The following is a 14,991-nucleotide window of genomic DNA, read 5'->3' as shown; positions in this document are numbered from 1 at the left end:
CTGGGCGTGGCGATATTAAAGCGTAATAGATTATACTAAAATTAAATTATACTAAAATTAAAGGCCTGGAGGTGGAGATTTTTATGAACTTAGTCATTAACGGAGATCAAATTGAAGTTCCTGATTCTCTAGAATTCATCTCTGATTTACTCCAGCATTTTGAGCTTGGAGAAAAAGTGGTCATTGTTGAAGTGAATGCGAGCATACTTGAAAAAGATCAACATGCTAAAACACGATTGACGAATGGTGACCGAATTGAGATTGTACACTTTGTGGGAGGCGGATGAACATGTTAACCATTGGACCCTATGAATTTAATTCTAGATTGCTGTTAGGCACAGGGAAGTTTGAAAGTTTTGAAATTCAAAAGGAAGCGGTAGATGTTTCAGAATCTCAGATTCTCACATTTGCGGTCCGCCGAATGAACATATATGAACCTAGTCAGCCTAACTTTTTAGAGATGTTGGACGTGAATAACTATACCTTGTTGCCGAATACTGCGGGCGCTTCTACTGCGGAGGAAGCGGTGCGTATTGCTAAGTTAGCGAGGGCATCGGGATTGTGCGACATGATTAAAGTCGAAATCATCGGTGATGAAAAGACCTTGCTGCCTGATCCAATCGAAACGTTGAAGGCCTCTGAGATTTTATTAGAGGAAGGGTTTACGGTATTGCCCTACACTTCAGACGATGTCTTGTTGGCAAAAAGGTTACAAGAGCTTGGGGTCCATGCGGTTATGCCTGGCGCGTCGCCAATCGGTTCTGGTCAGGGGATCATAAACCCGCTAAACTTAAGTTTTATCATTGAGCAAGCGACTGTGCCGATTATCGTTGACGCCGGGATTGGTTCGCCTTCTGATGCGGCAATCGCGATGGAAATGGGAGCTGATGGTGTGTTGCTGAATACAGCAGTGGCCGGGGCAAAAGATCCAGTGAAAATGGCAAAAGCGATGAAACTAGCAATTGAAGCGGGACGACTTGGATATGAAGCTGGGCGAATCCCAAGAAAAAGATATGCTTCTGCGAGTAGTCCACTGGAAGGGTTGAGCACAATTTGAGCGATCGGTATTCACGGCAAGAATTATTTCAACCCATTGGTAAAGAAGGACAGCGTAAGTTATCTCAGAAGCATGTCCTTATGATCGGAGCGGGCGCGTTAGGGACAGGAGCCTCTGAAACGCTCGTTCGGGCAGGCGTCGGAAAATTGACGATTGTCGATCGGGACTATGTAGAGTGGAGCAACCTGCAACGGCAGCAGCTTTATACAGAGCAAGACGCAACTGAGCGGATGCCAAAAGCAATTGCGGCTTACAATCGATTGAGCGCAGTGAATTCGGAAGTGGAGATTATCGCTAAAGTTACCGACGTAACCACGGAAGAGATTGATGAGCTTGTCGAAGGCGTTGATTTAATCATGGATGCCACAGACAATTTTGATATACGTTTATTGATTAATGACGCGGCGCAAAAGTATCGAATTCCTTGGATTTATGGCGCTGTCATTGGAAGTTATGGTTTAACGTATACGATTCTGCCGGGACAAACACCGTGCTTGTCTTGTTTGCTAGAAAGTGTGCCGATGGGCGGAGCGACGTGCGATACTGCGGGAATCATTAGTCCGAATGTGCAAATGGTTGTCGCCTATCAAACGGTAGAAGCGATGAAAATATTAGTAGAAGACTTTGATGCGGTTCGTCCCACGTTACTGTCTTTTGATTTATGGACGAATCAACACACGACGATTCGAGTCGATAAATTAAAAAAAGATGATTGTCCATCTTGCGGAAAACAGCCAAGTTTTCCGTTTTTGAGCCAAGCAAACCATACGAAAACAGCTGTGCTGTGCGGAAGGGATACGGTTCAAATTCGTCCGCCTGTTCCGATGCAAAGGGATCTGGAGCAATTGGCCCAATCACTTGCTGTTCACGGCCAGATAGAAAAAAATCCATATCTCGTATCGTTATCAACAGGCGCGCACCGTTTAGCGATTTTTCAAGATGGCAGAGTTCTCGTGCATGGCACAAAAGATGTTACTGAGGCGCGTACGCTTTATCATCGATTTTTAGGGTAATCGTCTTGAAATTACTAGATTAATTGAATAGATAGATCCACTAGGGGAGTCCGAAGGTCTGAGATGGAATGATAATTCCGACCCTTTGAACCTGATCTGTATAAAAACAGCGAAGGGAAGTGGTGAGAAAATACATGATGCATGTGCGTATCTTGCCACTTTCAATTTGTGAAAGTGGCATTTTTTATTCAATCGTTTCTTGTTTGATGCATATATGAACGTGAATTTACGGATTTGAAAGGGGTGATTGCGGCTTCTTTATTTGCCATTAGAGTCCTCGAATAATCTTGCTGTTCTAGGTGAGTGAATCCACAGATGTCATGGCATGAATCTATTATAAAATGGTGTGATACCGAAAGGAGCAATAAATAAAATGAGATTTTCAGAAAGATTACATGAGAAGGTAAAGCCGATTTGGGAACAAAAGCATGCGCATCCGTTTGTGCGAGGTCTAGGGGACGGAACGTTAAATCGTGAAGCATTCGAATTCTATATGAAGCAGGACTATGTATACTTGGTCGACTACACGAAAATGTTTGCTCTTGGAGCGGCAAAAGCGCGTGATTTAGATACAGCCAACTGGTTTAGTAAGTTGCTCCATGAGACATTGCACTTTGAGATGGATTTGCATCGTAAATATGCGGCGCGTTTTGGCATCTCAAATGAAGAGTTAGAGTCAACGATCCGCACACCAACCAACATTGCGTATACGCACTATATGTTACATGTGGCCTATAGCGGCACAATTGAAGAAATAGCTGCCGCAGTCTTACCATGCGCGTGGGGTTACTGGGAAATTGGCGCGCGCTTGGCGGAAACGAATCCAAAATCACTTGAACATGAATTTTATGGTGATTGGGTAAAAACGTATTCATCCAAGGAGTTTGGCGATCTAGCCCAATGGTTGATCGGTTTTATCGATCGGGCGGGTGAAGGAAAGCCTGAGCGTGACTTGGCTGTTCTAGAAGAAATTTTCTTGAACACATCTCGATTTGAGTATATGTTCTGGGATATGGCATACCACGGACATGACTGGCCAGCGGAGATCAAGGCTAATGGCAACGTTACTCAAGTTCGATAATATATCATTCACATACGATTCGGAACGTGAGCGAACCACGATTCTCTCCCAGCATGATTGTGAAATCAAAGAGAACGAATTTGTTAGTTTGGTTGGGTTAAGCGGTTGCGGAAAGAGCACGGTCGTCAAATTGATGGCCGGGCTCTATCAACCGACCAGCGGAGAGATTGAGTTTAACGGTGGAGCGAACGAACGCTTAGGACATGTGAGCTTGATGCCGCAACAGGATATGCTAATGCCGTGGCGAACGATTACAGAAAACGCGGCTCTGCCATTGGAAATCCAGGGTGTTCGAATCAAGGAAGCGGAGCAGCAGGTACATGAATATCTTCCTTCCTTTGGTTTGGAGGGCGTTGCTCAAGCTTTTCCCGACCAACTTTCAGGAGGTATGAGACAGCGGGTTTCCTTTTTGCGAGCGATGCTTGGCGGGCATCACTTGCTATTGTTAGATGAACCATTTAGCGCCCTTGACGCGTTTACGCGTCGAGAAATGCAGCTGTGGTTGACCGATACGTGGCAAGAATGGGGACGTTCGATCTTCTTGATTACGCATGATATTGAAGAGGCAATCTTTTTGTCGGATCGAATTTTTATCATGGAAAAAGGCCAGACAGGCCCGTTTCAAGAAATTGTTGTGCCGTTTGAACGACCGAGGCCAAATAATCTTCATCTAACGAAAGAATTTATTGAACTGCGTTCAAAAATAACCGAGTTGTTATTTAAGAAGGAAACCAATGAAAAATAGTCGACTCTTACTCATCATCACAGTTGCGTTTGGGTTAGCGTGGGAAGGGATTGTCCGACTGTTGAATGTGCCAGTGTTTATTTTACCTCCGCCAAGTCGCATTTTTGCGGCATTAGGAAAGCATTGGGAACTACTCTTGTTTACACATTTGCCTGTGACGCTGTGGGAAGTTATTCTCGGTTTGTTTTTGTCGATTGTCATTGCGGTCGGGGCGGCAATGTTGATCCATTTTTCAGAAATCGGCGAAAGAGTGCTTTATCCGATTGTGATTGCTTCGCAGACGATTCCAATTGTTGCTTTATCGCCGATCTTGATCATGTGGTTTGGTTACTCGATTTGGGGAAAAGTAGCCGTTACTATTTTGATCACCTTTTTTCCGATTGTCGTTGGAGGGGTTGATGGATTGCGGGCGACCAATCAAGAGTGGGTTAATCTGATGAAAACAATGGGAGCGAATAGTAGACAGATCTTTTTTAAAGTCCAAATACCCCAAGCGTTACCCGCTTTTTTCTCCGGGCTAAAAGTAGCTGCGACAGCGAGTGTGATCGGGGCAACAATTGGAGAATGGCTAGGCGCAAGCGCGGGTTTGGGTTTTTTTAGCAGGCGAGCCTCTCATAACTTACAGGCTGATTTGTTGTTTGCTACGGTGTTTTTACTATCCATAGCAGGTTTTGTCTTGTTTTATACAATTCAATGGATCGAGAAGAAATCGATTCCCTGGTTTTATGAAGAAAAAAAATAAATGTAAAGGCGTTGAATTTGTATGTTTAAGAAGTTAGGTATGGTACTCCTAGCATCCAGTATGTTGGCGCTAGGAGCATGCGGGTCAAATCCATCTAACGGTGGAGCGACAGAAGGGAAAGGTAACGGAGGAGCCACGGAATTAAAAAAGGTGTCGATCATGTTGGATTGGTATCCGAATGCGGTTCACTCGATTCTTTACGCGGGGATCGACCAAGGGTATTTTGAAGAGAAGGGGTTAGAACTTGACATTAAAATCCCAGCTGATACGACAGATCCTTTAAAAATGGTAGCAACGGGCGATGTTGACTTTGCGATGAACTATCAACCGCAAGTGGTCATGGCTCGCGCGGAAAACATCCCGGTCGTTGGCGTAGCTCCGATCGTACGTCACCCACTAAACTGGCTGATGGCGCCAGAAGATAGCGATGTGGAATCACCAAAGGATTTAGAAGGAAAAACAATCGGTTATCCAGCGATTCCGATGAACGAAGCGTTGGTGAAAACGATTATCGAAACGGATGGCGGGGATTCAAGTAAAGTAAACCTCGTTGATGTGAACTGGGATCTAATGCCAGCCATTACATCTGGCAACGCGGATGCAATTAGCGGTGGTTACATCAATCATGAACAAGTATTGTTAAAGAAAAATGGTCATCCTGTACGCGCGTTTAACCCTGTTGAATATGGTGTGCCGGATTATCACGAATTAATGTTGGTAACAAGTGAAAAATTAGCGGAAGAGCAAGCGGATCTGGTTAAGGATTTCGTAGAAGTTATGACCAAAGGGTTCGAGTATGTCCAAGCGAATGCTGATGAGGCATTAGATAAGCTGCTCGAAAGACAGGATGCGTCTTTCCCGTTAGAAAAAGATGTTGAAGAAGAAAGTCTAAGCGTACTGTTACCGCTAATGACTTCAAACGGAGAAGCCAAGTTTGGGTCGCAATCGGTGGAATCATGGGCTGCAGTAATCGATTGGATGAAAGAACAAGAACTGATCGAAGTTGACGTTGACGCCGACGCTTGTTTTATTAAGCTATAAGACTATGACTGGAGGGCCACCCATGATAAGATATGGTACAGGAAGATTAAACGTAAATTGGGGGGCCTGACCGTGATCCAACAGATTAAGTCGATGTATGAGAATCGAGCGCCCAGTGTAATGGGTCTTGATACTGTGTCTAAAGCGGCAGTAATGGTTCCCTTAGTCAAACAGAATGGGGAACTGGGTGTATTATTTCAAGTGAGAGGGCGCAACCTCCGTTTCCAACCCGGAGAAATTTGTTTCCCAGGGGGAAGAATGGAGCCGAACGATCTTTCCGAAGAATCGGCGGCGATTCGAGAAACGTGTGAGGAATTGGGGATTCATGCTGATGAGATGGTAATGATTGGACCGCTAGATATTTTAGTGACCACGCACTCGATTATCTATCCGTTTCTTTGTCAGTTGAAGGACGGCGCTCCATTACACCCCCATCCTGATGAGGTTGAGGAAGTGTTCATTGCGCCGCTATCACACTTACTTGAGTATGAGCCCGAAGTGTACCATGTGCCGATTGAAGTAAGTCCGCCAGCAGATTTTCCATTTGAATTGATTCCAAATGGAAAGTATTATAAATGGAGAAAGGCCAACATGGCCGAGTATTTTTACCGTTATCAAGACTATGTTATCTGGGGATTAACAGCCCGTATACTCCATGTTTTTATAGAGCAAATTAGAGGACAACACATTGGATTAGAGTGACCGATCGGGTCACTCTTTTTTATTTTGTTTCATAACAAAGCCACTTAATGTTCATAATACAAACAAAAATAGAGCGCAAGGCTCTATTTTTGTGTTTTACTCTACTTCTTTAAATTCGTGGACCCAAACGCGCATGTGCGGTAAGAATGGCATTCCTTCATGAAGAGAAAGGATATGATTTTTGTAGGCTTCCATGTTTTCATAACCTTCCGCTTGGGCATGCTGATCTGTCATCTCGCCAAGTGTTTGTCGGTACACGTCAGTCACGACAAATTTTTTGCCCGCAAGTTCAAACGGTTCACCAGGATCTGCATAGCGACCATTACGTCTTGTGGCCAGTTTTTTTCCTTCAATGACAAGTTTGACATCGCCTTCATGCGTAACCATTCTTTCGATTGTGCATGTTTTAGGGGGTAATGTGTTTGACATACGTATATCCTCCTACATTGAATTAAGCTTGATCCTTCATTATCATACCATTTACTACATTTAAAGGGAAAGGAGAGATCAATTCTGCGAAAACTAAGGATGACCTTTGTTAGTGTTTTACTTGCCTTTAGTTGTGTGTTTACTGGAAGCCCCTTGCAAATCGAGGCCGCTGTTAAATATGAAACGCGCGAGGAGATTCCAACCCAGTATAAATGGAGAATGGAAGATCTTTATTCGACACCGGAAGCGTGGAAGGAAGATTTAGCAAAAAGTGAACAATTAGCCGAGAAATTATCTAAGATGTCGGGAAAGTTGGACCGAACCGCGGATCGGCTTAAGGATGCGATTGATCTGTACGTAGATTTAAACCGAACATTTGAAAAGGCGTATGCGTATGCGACCCTATCCTTTCATACGAACAAGGCAGATTCTGAATATCAACAGTTCGTGGCTCAAGCGGGCGATGTAGCGATTAAGATTAGTGAAAAGACTTCTTTTTTTACACCTGAGTTACTGGCGATCCCAGTTGATAAAATGAAGTCGTTGTTGAAGGATCCGAAATTAGCCGATTATCATCGGTGGATCCAAGCGAAAATTGATAGTAAGGATCATACCTTGCCGAAGGAGATGGAGCAAGTATTGGCTAGAAGCGGCGTATTAGCAGAAGCGCCTGGCAGTATTTTTGGGATGCTGACAAAAGATATGACGTATCCCACGATTAAAGATGAGAGCGGCAAAGATGTGACGCTTACTCCTTCAAATTATGCTTCGTTTATAAAAAGTGAAAATCGCGAGGTGCGTAGGCGCGCCTATGATGCTTATTATCGAACGATGCTACAATTTCAGGACACATTTGCTCAAGTGCTCACGGCAGAAGTTAAGAAAAACGTTTTCTATTCGGATGTAAGAAAATATCCGACATCGCGTCAGGCAAGTTTGGAATCGAATCAAATTCCGATCTCAGTTTACGATAACTTAATTAACAGTGTGAACAAGCATTTACCGGAACTGCATCGCTATATTGACCTTAAAAAGAAGGTCGGTCGGCTGGACAAGCTACGCCTCTACGATTTGTATGTGCCATTTACGCGGGGAGGGGAGGAGTATATTCCGTTTGAAAAAGCAAAGCAACGCGCGTTAGAAGGATTAGGCGCGCTTGGCGATGAATACAATGAGATGTTGAAAACGGCCTTTAACGAGCGGTGGATCGATGTCTACCATACGCCTGGAAAACGGGCGGGCGCTTATCAATGGGGGGCCTATGACACGCATCCGTTTATTTTGCTCAATTACCAAGGAACAATGGATGATGTATACACGCTAGCTCATGAGCTTGGCCATGCTGCGCATACGTACTTTTCAAATAAACAGCAGCCGTACTTAAATGCCGGCTATCCGATCTTTACTGCAGAAGTGGCTTCAACGACAAACGAAGCGCTGTTATTTGAAGAGATGTACAAACAGGCAAAAACAAAGCAGGAAAAAATAAAAATCTTAAATCAACGGTTAGAGGACTATACGGGCACATTGTTTTTACAAACAATGTTTGCTGAGTTCGAACAACAAATTCATGAAAAAATTGAAAAGGGAGAGGGACTGACGGCTCAAACGCTAAAAGACTTATACGGCTCTTTGATGCAAAAGTATTTCGGACCGAGTTTGGAAGTCGATGAAGCGGCTACATTAGGCTGGGCCCGCATCCCTCACTTCTACCGAAACTATTATGTGTATCAATATGCGACGGGCTTTGCCGCGGCGAACGCATTTGCCCAGCAGATGAAAGAAGTAGGAAAGCCGGCTGTTGAGCGATATCTGAATGTTTTTTTGGCAGCGGGTGATTCAGATGAACCGATCGCTATTTTAAAGGCAGCGGGGGTCGATATGACTTCAGCAAAAGTCATGAAGCAAGCGTTGCAAGGTTTTAGTGAAACGTTAGACGAGTTAGAAAAGCTGCTACAGGAGGAGTAGGCGGGTGTCCGCTTACTCTGCCTCCTTTAAGATTTATAACAATTGTTCACAATTTGCGAACACTTATTGGGAATAATCATGCTATTATTGTTACATACATTTGGTCGTAAACGGGAAGGTGGGACGAACGTGATCGAACAAGGAACAAAAGCATATTGGAGAGCAGTGATCGCTTTAAGTTTGGCCTCCTACTTTGTGTTTGCGATGATCTATTTAACACAGCCATTGTTGCCTCTGTTCACCGATCAATTCCAGATCAGCCCGGCCACGGCCAGTCTCTCTTTGTCGATTGTAACATTTAGTATTAGTTTGTCTCTGTTGATCTACGGCCCAATCTCAGATGCCATTGGACGAAAATCAATTATGAATTGGACGATGTTCGGAGCAGTGGCGATGACCGTTGTATGTGGTTTCGCAACGAATTATTATTGGTTGCTCACTTTCCGGGCTCTGCAAGGATTTTTTCTGGCTGGCTTGCCAGCGATCGCGATGGCCTACATGTCAGAAGAATTTTCCCCGGGCGCGTTGTCGCTCGGAATGGGTATGTATATTAGCGCCAATAGTTTAGGCGGGATGTCGGGCCGACTCTCTAGTGGCGTGATTGCCGATCTATGGGGTTGGAAAGCCTCCTTTTTCGTAATTGGGATCATCAGCCTCGGGTTCGTCTTTAGTTTTCATAAGTTGCTGCCTCCTTCTAAGCGATTTCAAAAAATACCGTTTCACTTTCGTGAAGCGACGAACGCGATGATAGAGCATGTGAAAAATCGAACATTGCGGGTCGCTTTTTTAATTGGCGGGCTTCATTTTTTTGTTTTTTTAGGCAGTTTTAATTACATGACATTTCGGTTAAGCGCCGATCCGTACAACTTATCGCCTACATTTCTCGGATTGCTTTTTTTGACTTATTTTGCGGGTTCAATCGGATCGACGGTAGCGGGGAGGTTGTCCCAGCGTTGGGGGAAGATGAGTTGTTTAAAAGTTGGGATTATTCTGCTTGCCCTTGGTTTGATCTGTACGCTGCACCCATCGTTAATTGTCATTTTAATTGGGTTAATTTTAATCTGTTTTAGTTTCTTTTTTTCCCATTCGTTATCCGCAAGCTGGGTGAACAGTCATGTGATGTTTGCTCGAGCGAGCGCCTCGAGCTTATACCTTGTTTCTTATTATTTAGGGGGGAGTCTAGGCAGTGTTTATCTCGGCTGGTTTTGGAATGTGTGGCGTTGGCCTGGGGTCGTGCTTGGAGATTTGCTCATTTTGACAATTACGTTTACAGGTTGCTGGTATTTACGTAATGTGGAAAAGCGTGAAGAACAAACAGAGGATTTTATGTTGCGGCGATCCGGCTAAAAGGTCAAATTGCGTAATTTTCAAAAAAAGTGTTAAATTTTGTCCTTGACACAGGTTAAGAAAACGTAGATACGTTATAATAAAAATATTGTACCAGTGAAATTATTTGAGGGGATGATGGAAGTAATGATTATTGGCGTTCCTACAGAAATTAAAGATAATGAGGATCGAGTTGGATTGACACCTGCGGGGGTCGTCTCATTTGTTGGCAGTGGACACGAAGTGCGTGTACAATCAAACGCGGGAATGGGCAGCGGTTTTACAGATGAGAATTATCGAGCGGCGGGAGCGACGATTGTCCCTGACGCAAAACAAGCGTGGGCCGCGGATATGATTGTTAAAGTAAAAGAACCGCTTGCGGAAGAATATGATTTTTTTCGCGAAGATATGATTATTTATACATATCTTCATCTTGCTCCGGAGCCAGCATTAACGAAAGCGCTTGTGGACAAAAAGGTAACGGCGATTGCTTATGAAACAATTCAATTAGACAATGGCGCTTTGCCGTTGCTGACACCGATGAGTGAAGTGGCGGGCAGAATGGCCGTTCAAATTGGGGCTCAGTTTCTTGAGAAATCCAAAGGTGGAAAAGGTGTGCTGCTTGGAGGGGTTGCAGGAGTTGCCCCTGGGGAGGTCGTTATTGTTGGCGGCGGGATTGTTGGCGCCAATGCGGCAAAAATGGCAATCGGTCTAGGGGCGAATGTCACGCTTTTAGACATTAATGTGGATCGCTTGCGCCAGTTAGACGATCAGTTTCAAGGTCGTTTAAAGACGCTTATGTCTAACAGCTACAATTTAGCGGAAGCGGTCAAAAAAGCGGATTTACTCGTAGGCGCTGTATTAATTCCTGGATCGCGGGCGCCGCGGTTAGTAAGCGAAGAGATGGTAAAAACAATGCAACCAGGTTCTGTGATTGTTGATGTGGCGATTGACCAGGGTGGTTCAATTGAAACGATTGATCGGATTACGACGCATAGCAATCCAACCTATGTAAAGCATGGCGTTCTTCATTATGCTGTAGCGAATATTCCTGGAGCGGTTGCGCGCACATCGACAGTCGCATTGACGAACGTGACGGTTCCATATGGCGTGCAAATCGCGAACAAAGGGTGGAAGCAAGCCGCTCGAGATAATCGTCCGCTCGCTAAAGGCGTGAACATTGCTGAAGGCCAGGTTACTTACCGCGCTGTCGCGGAAGCGCATGGTTTGCCGTTTACACAACTTGAAGCGCTTTTAAGCGACTCCTAAGCGAAGCATCTGCCTCGCCGCGCGCTCTATGCTATAATTGAAGAGGCGCTGCGAAGGGGTGTGAAACGGATTGATCAAAAAATATTTAACCGTAGCAGGCTTTGGCGAAACGGAGATCGAGATCAATCGATCCCGCTTTATTTGCTATGCGCAACGCGCAGAGTCTGAAGAGGAAGCCCGCGCGTTTATTTCTACCATAAAAAAGAAGCATTGGGATGCAACACATAATTGTTCTGCCTATCTTGTAGGGGAACACGACGATATTCAAAAAGCGGATGACGACGGTGAGCCGAGCGGAACCGCGGGGAAACCGATCCTAGAGGTGTTGAAAAGAAATCAAGTTAAAGATACCGTTGTCGTTATTACGCGTTACTTCGGGGGTATTAAGCTTGGCGCTGGGGGACTTATCCGAGCCTACGGCAGAAGCGCATCAGAAGCATTGAAAGCAGGCATGCTTGTCGAACGGGTGTTGCATGAAACATACCAATTTGAATTGGACTACACTTTTTTGGGTAAGATTGAAAATGAATTGCGGGCTCGCCAAGATTATATTATCGATGAGATTACGTACCTGGAGTCGGTTGTTGTTACTGTGCTGGTGGAATCAGGTCAAGAACAACCGTTACTTCAGTGGATTACGGATGAGACGAGCGGTCAAGTACAGATTACACAGGGCGAACCAAAGTATGTGGAGTTTGAATGCGCTGCAAACGAATCACCGTCTTAATCATTATAAAAACATAACCAAATTGTTAAAAGTAGTTTACTCTTTGTCCTAAAAATTCTACAATAGAGAAGATAAGTCTGATCCAAGTATCGTTTGATGGATAGAGAGGTGAACTTTCATGGTCATGATTGTGATTTTAGCGCTTGTTACTTTACTATGCGCATATGGGCTGAAGCAAACAAAGCAACAAGGGAACGTCTTCGGCTTTGCAGTGTCCGCAATCTCCACTTTAACCTTCGGATTTACAACTGTGTTAGCTATCTTAATGTAAAAAAACCGCTCTTTTTGAGCGGTTTTTTGCCCTTTTTCTTCCGCTAAAAAAATTCAACATGTTTGAAGATGCGGTCTCGCTGTGAAACAGCTATAATAAATGATTGAAAGGGGAGGGATGAAGCTGGAAGTATTAAAAATTAGCCCAAGAGGGTACTGCTATGGTGTCGTTGACGCGATGGTGTTGGCCCAGCAGACGGCAAGAAACTTTGATTTTCCTCGACCCATATACATTTTAGGGATGATTGTGCATAATAGTCACGTTGTTGACGCTTTTGAGCGCGAGGGGATCATTACGTTGGACGGCCCTGATCGTTTGAGTATGCTTGAAGAGATAGACAAAGGAACGGTTATTTTTACGGCTCACGGCGTCTCTCCTCAGGTTAAGCAAAAGGCCCGCGAAAAGGGGTTAATGGTCGTTGATGCTACCTGCCCTGATGTGACGAGGACGCATGATTTAATTAAAGAAAAGGTAGCGGACGGTTTTGATGTGATTTATATCGGTAAGCGGGGTCATCCTGAGCCAGAAGGGGCCTTAGGCAACGCTCCGCGGGAGGTTCATCTTGTTGAAACATTACAAGACGCGGAACAATTGCAGCTGGAGAACGATAAGATTATCGTCACCAATCAAACGACAATGAGTCAGTGGGATATAAAAGATATCATGAATCGATGTATTGCGAAGTACCCCCACGCTGAAATACACAATGAAATTTGCTTGGCTACCCAAGTTCGCCAGGAAGCCGTCGCTGAACAGGCGAAAGAAGCGGATTTATTGATTGTGGTTGGGGATCCGATGAGCAACAACTCAAATCGACTAGCTCAGGTTTCGAAAGAAATTGCGGGCACTGAAGCGTATCGGATCGGAGATGTAACGGAGATAGAAAAAGAGTGGTTGTTGGGTAAGAAAAAAGTGGCTGTCACCTCTGGGGCCTCAACTCCAACACCGATCACGCGCGAAGTGATACGTTACCTTGAACAATTTGAGGAAGCGGATCCGAGTACGTGGGCAACGTCGCGCACGGTGAACATGTCAAAGATTTTACCTACAGTAAAATCATAAGTTAGATGAAACAGGCAGAACCAAGTGGTTCTGCCTGTTTCATTCCGTTATGACGAAGGAACCGATCAACGGGTCTTCTGCGGTATGGGATGTCGCGCCTTGAATCGGGAAGCTGCCCGTTTGATTCGGTATAAAACGAATAGAAGCCATTTCTCCCTCCATTAAAAATGGGGAAGTGACGGCAAAGCCAGGGATAACGAAACGGCGCGCCAGTTTTCCCTGATTGTGTACAATCAATTCGACCTGGGCTCCTTTTTTAAAAGCCATCTGTTGCGGAATGAATCCTTGCTCTGACATCACAATTATTTTTGGCTGAGCCGCTTCCATGGGATTTGTCCACAAAGTCAGTAACAACATGAGAATCAAAATAGTGAGTTTGGTTTGTTTTACGTTATTCATACGGTTAGTATGAGGAGGTTTAGCTTTCTTTACGCGCTAATTTTGCGATTGGAAATGCGATTTCTTCAGTTGAGTCCGCGAAATGTCCCCAGGCCATTCGACCGCGTATGTAATGTAACGTAAAAGGTTGTTCTTCTCCGATGACGTAGTACTCTGTATTCACTTGAAAGCGCGTAGTGTCGATCAGGTAAGATTTTGCAAAGTAAAACTTTTGTTCGTAAACAGCCGCTTCAGAATAGAAGCCAGCCTGATGCTTTTTCATAGCCGATTCTTTTAAGTGTAGAAGTTGACGATCTAATTCTGCCTTGCTCATTTCGCTAAATCTTTTTTCCATATAAAATCTCCTCTTTTTCTAATTATTTGTTTAATGTGTGAAATAGCTGCCTCTAGAGTTGACAAAAAAGCGAACTATTGAAAGAATGTAATTAACTTAAGTATAGTGCAAAAGGTATAATAATCTGTAGATATGGGGGTGTTGATGGAATGGAAACGAATAAATTGGTGCCTGAGTTAGATGGCTTGATTTATAAATTTACAGAGTTGTTGACAGGTGAAGCAACCGATGAAAACATCGAGATGGTGAAAATTTGGTGTATGTATAGCCATATGTTAAAGGTCATGCCGCCGCTCGTCAAACATTGGACATCGATTGAGGAGCATCAAGATGCGAAGCGAAAAGTTCGAGAAATATTTGAGCAAATCCAGCGTCAAAACGAGGAAAATAAAAAGCAAATTCGAGCGCATCAAGCTACATTAAACCAATCGAAATAAAAAAGGTAAACGATGTAAATCGTCTACCTTTTTTTTATTGCTTTATTGTACAGGATATGGGAATTGTGTGGAATAATTACTAAACTGTTGGTAGGCTTGGTCCAATTTTTGTTGTTCCTCAGCCTCCAACTTATACCAGCCCTTTTGGAACATTAATAAGAAGGATTGACGCGCTGCTTGATGTGTTTCATTTAAGATCTTCATATAATCTTGATGAAGCGCATCAAAGCTTGCTTCGCGGACGGCGATGTTAAAACTATCCGTTAAATATTTGGCTCCGGCTAACGCATCATTTAAGCGATCACGGTCATTCATTTCTGGTCCTTTAACTTGAGGCTCATTGGCCGGCGGCGGGTTTTTAATTACGTTCTGATTTTGTTGCATGCGT

Annotated in this window: 19 protein-coding genes and 1 riboswitch; of the genes, 15 read left to right on the top strand and 4 right to left on the bottom strand. The window is 44.2% G+C overall.

Annotated features, from left to right (window positions below; all coding sequences use genetic code 11):
* Nucleotides 1-83 precede the first annotated feature (83 nt).
* The 8 genes from thiS to BEP19_RS15665 all read left to right on the top strand — a co-directional run bounded on the left by thiS (nucleotide 84) and on the right by BEP19_RS15665 (nucleotide 6,381).
* Nucleotides 84-287, top strand: a complete 204-nt coding sequence (thiS, locus tag BEP19_RS15700) for a sulfur carrier protein ThiS (protein WP_120190881.1) — start codon at nucleotides 84-86, stop codon at nucleotides 285-287.
* A gap of 2 nt (nucleotides 288-289) precedes the next feature.
* Nucleotides 290-1,057: a thiazole synthase gene (locus tag BEP19_RS15695; RefSeq protein WP_120190880.1), complete on the top strand. Its 768-nt coding sequence runs from the start codon at nucleotides 290-292 to the stop codon at nucleotides 1,055-1,057.
* Nucleotides 1,054-2,070, top strand: a complete 1,017-nt coding sequence (locus BEP19_RS15690; RefSeq protein WP_120190879.1) for a thiazole biosynthesis adenylyltransferase ThiF — start codon at nucleotides 1,054-1,056, stop codon at nucleotides 2,068-2,070. The genes BEP19_RS15695 and BEP19_RS15690 overlap by 4 nt, the downstream gene beginning before the upstream one ends.
* Before the next feature lie 32 nt (nucleotides 2,071-2,102).
* A riboswitch (TPP riboswitch) is annotated at nucleotides 2,103-2,205 on the top strand.
* 238 nt (nucleotides 2,206-2,443) lie between these two features.
* Entirely contained in the window at nucleotides 2,444-3,151 is a 708-nt protein-coding gene (tenA, locus tag BEP19_RS15685) for a thiaminase II (RefSeq protein ID WP_120190878.1), read from the top strand.
* Nucleotides 3,126-3,896: an ABC transporter ATP-binding protein gene (locus BEP19_RS15680; protein ID WP_120190877.1), complete on the top strand. Its 771-nt coding sequence runs from the start codon at nucleotides 3,126-3,128 to the stop codon at nucleotides 3,894-3,896. The genes tenA and BEP19_RS15680 overlap by 26 nt, the downstream gene beginning before the upstream one ends.
* Entirely contained in the window at nucleotides 3,886-4,638 is a 753-nt protein-coding gene (locus BEP19_RS15675) for an ABC transporter permease (RefSeq protein ID WP_120190876.1), read from the top strand. The genes BEP19_RS15680 and BEP19_RS15675 overlap by 11 nt, the downstream gene beginning before the upstream one ends.
* Before the next feature lie 21 nt (nucleotides 4,639-4,659).
* Entirely contained in the window at nucleotides 4,660-5,679 is a 1,020-nt protein-coding gene (locus BEP19_RS15670) for an ABC transporter substrate-binding protein (protein ID WP_120190875.1), read from the top strand.
* Nucleotides 5,680-5,751: 72 nt separating this feature from the next.
* On the top strand, nucleotides 5,752-6,381 hold the full coding sequence (locus BEP19_RS15665) for an NUDIX hydrolase (RefSeq protein WP_245983642.1): 630 nt from the start codon (nucleotides 5,752-5,754) through the stop codon (nucleotides 6,379-6,381).
* A gap of 96 nt (nucleotides 6,382-6,477) precedes the next feature.
* On the opposite strand, the gene BEP19_RS15660 is transcribed toward BEP19_RS15665, so the two are convergent.
* Complete coding sequence (locus BEP19_RS15660) at nucleotides 6,478-6,810, bottom strand: ASCH domain-containing protein (protein ID WP_120190874.1); 333 nt, start codon at nucleotides 6,808-6,810, stop codon at nucleotides 6,478-6,480.
* A gap of 99 nt (nucleotides 6,811-6,909) precedes the next feature.
* On the opposite strand from BEP19_RS15660, the gene pepF reads away from it, so the two are divergent.
* The 6 genes from pepF (at nucleotide 6,910) to BEP19_RS15630 (ending at nucleotide 13,433) form a co-directional block, all read left to right on the top strand.
* A complete protein-coding gene (pepF, locus tag BEP19_RS15655; protein ID WP_120190873.1) occupies nucleotides 6,910-8,778 on the top strand; it encodes an oligoendopeptidase F in 1,869 nt (622 codons plus the stop codon).
* Nucleotides 8,779-8,907: 129 nt separating this feature from the next.
* Nucleotides 8,908-10,125, top strand: a complete 1,218-nt coding sequence (locus BEP19_RS15650) for an MFS transporter (protein WP_120190872.1) — start codon at nucleotides 8,908-8,910, stop codon at nucleotides 10,123-10,125.
* A gap of 126 nt (nucleotides 10,126-10,251) precedes the next feature.
* Nucleotides 10,252-11,373 (top strand): alanine dehydrogenase, encoded by a 1,122-nt coding sequence (gene ald, locus BEP19_RS15645; RefSeq protein WP_120190871.1) that lies wholly within the window; start codon nucleotides 10,252-10,254, stop codon nucleotides 11,371-11,373.
* Between the two features lie 70 nt (nucleotides 11,374-11,443).
* Nucleotides 11,444-12,100: a YigZ family protein gene (locus BEP19_RS15640; protein ID WP_120190870.1), complete on the top strand. Its 657-nt coding sequence runs from the start codon at nucleotides 11,444-11,446 to the stop codon at nucleotides 12,098-12,100.
* Between the two features lie 118 nt (nucleotides 12,101-12,218).
* Nucleotides 12,219-12,371, top strand: coding sequence for a DUF2759 family protein (locus BEP19_RS15635; protein ID WP_120190869.1), 153 nt, complete (start codon nucleotides 12,219-12,221; stop codon nucleotides 12,369-12,371).
* 123 nt (nucleotides 12,372-12,494) lie between these two features.
* Nucleotides 12,495-13,433 (top strand): 4-hydroxy-3-methylbut-2-enyl diphosphate reductase, encoded by a 939-nt coding sequence (locus BEP19_RS15630; RefSeq protein WP_120190991.1) that lies wholly within the window; start codon nucleotides 12,495-12,497, stop codon nucleotides 13,431-13,433.
* Nucleotides 13,434-13,472: 39 nt separating this feature from the next.
* On the opposite strand, the gene BEP19_RS15625 is transcribed toward BEP19_RS15630, so the two are convergent.
* Together BEP19_RS15625 and BEP19_RS15620 are read right to left on the bottom strand one after the other, a co-directional pair.
* Nucleotides 13,473-13,790, bottom strand: coding sequence for a cupredoxin domain-containing protein (locus tag BEP19_RS15625; protein ID WP_281269311.1), 318 nt, complete (start codon nucleotides 13,788-13,790; stop codon nucleotides 13,473-13,475).
* A gap of 61 nt (nucleotides 13,791-13,851) precedes the next feature.
* Nucleotides 13,852-14,166, bottom strand: coding sequence for a DUF1811 family protein (locus BEP19_RS15620; RefSeq protein ID WP_120190867.1), 315 nt, complete (start codon nucleotides 14,164-14,166; stop codon nucleotides 13,852-13,854).
* Nucleotides 14,167-14,315: 149 nt separating this feature from the next.
* Here BEP19_RS15620 and BEP19_RS15615 point away from each other — a divergent pair, with 149 nt between their 5' ends.
* Complete coding sequence (locus BEP19_RS15615) at nucleotides 14,316-14,603, top strand: DUF2573 family protein (RefSeq protein WP_120190866.1); 288 nt, start codon at nucleotides 14,316-14,318, stop codon at nucleotides 14,601-14,603.
* 42 nt (nucleotides 14,604-14,645) lie between these two features.
* Here BEP19_RS15615 and BEP19_RS15610 read toward each other — a convergent pair whose 3' ends face one another.
* Nucleotides 14,646-14,987 (bottom strand): spore coat protein, encoded by a 342-nt coding sequence (locus BEP19_RS15610; RefSeq protein ID WP_120190865.1) that lies wholly within the window; start codon nucleotides 14,985-14,987, stop codon nucleotides 14,646-14,648.
* Nucleotides 14,988-14,991 lie beyond the last annotated feature (4 nt).

This window comes from Ammoniphilus oxalaticus (assembly GCF_003609605.1).
Classification (GTDB): Bacteria; Bacillota; Bacilli; order Aneurinibacillales; family RAOX-1; genus Ammoniphilus; species Ammoniphilus oxalaticus.
The sequence above is the reverse complement of the archived record's forward strand: the minus strand, read 5'-3'. Positions and strand labels throughout refer to the sequence as shown.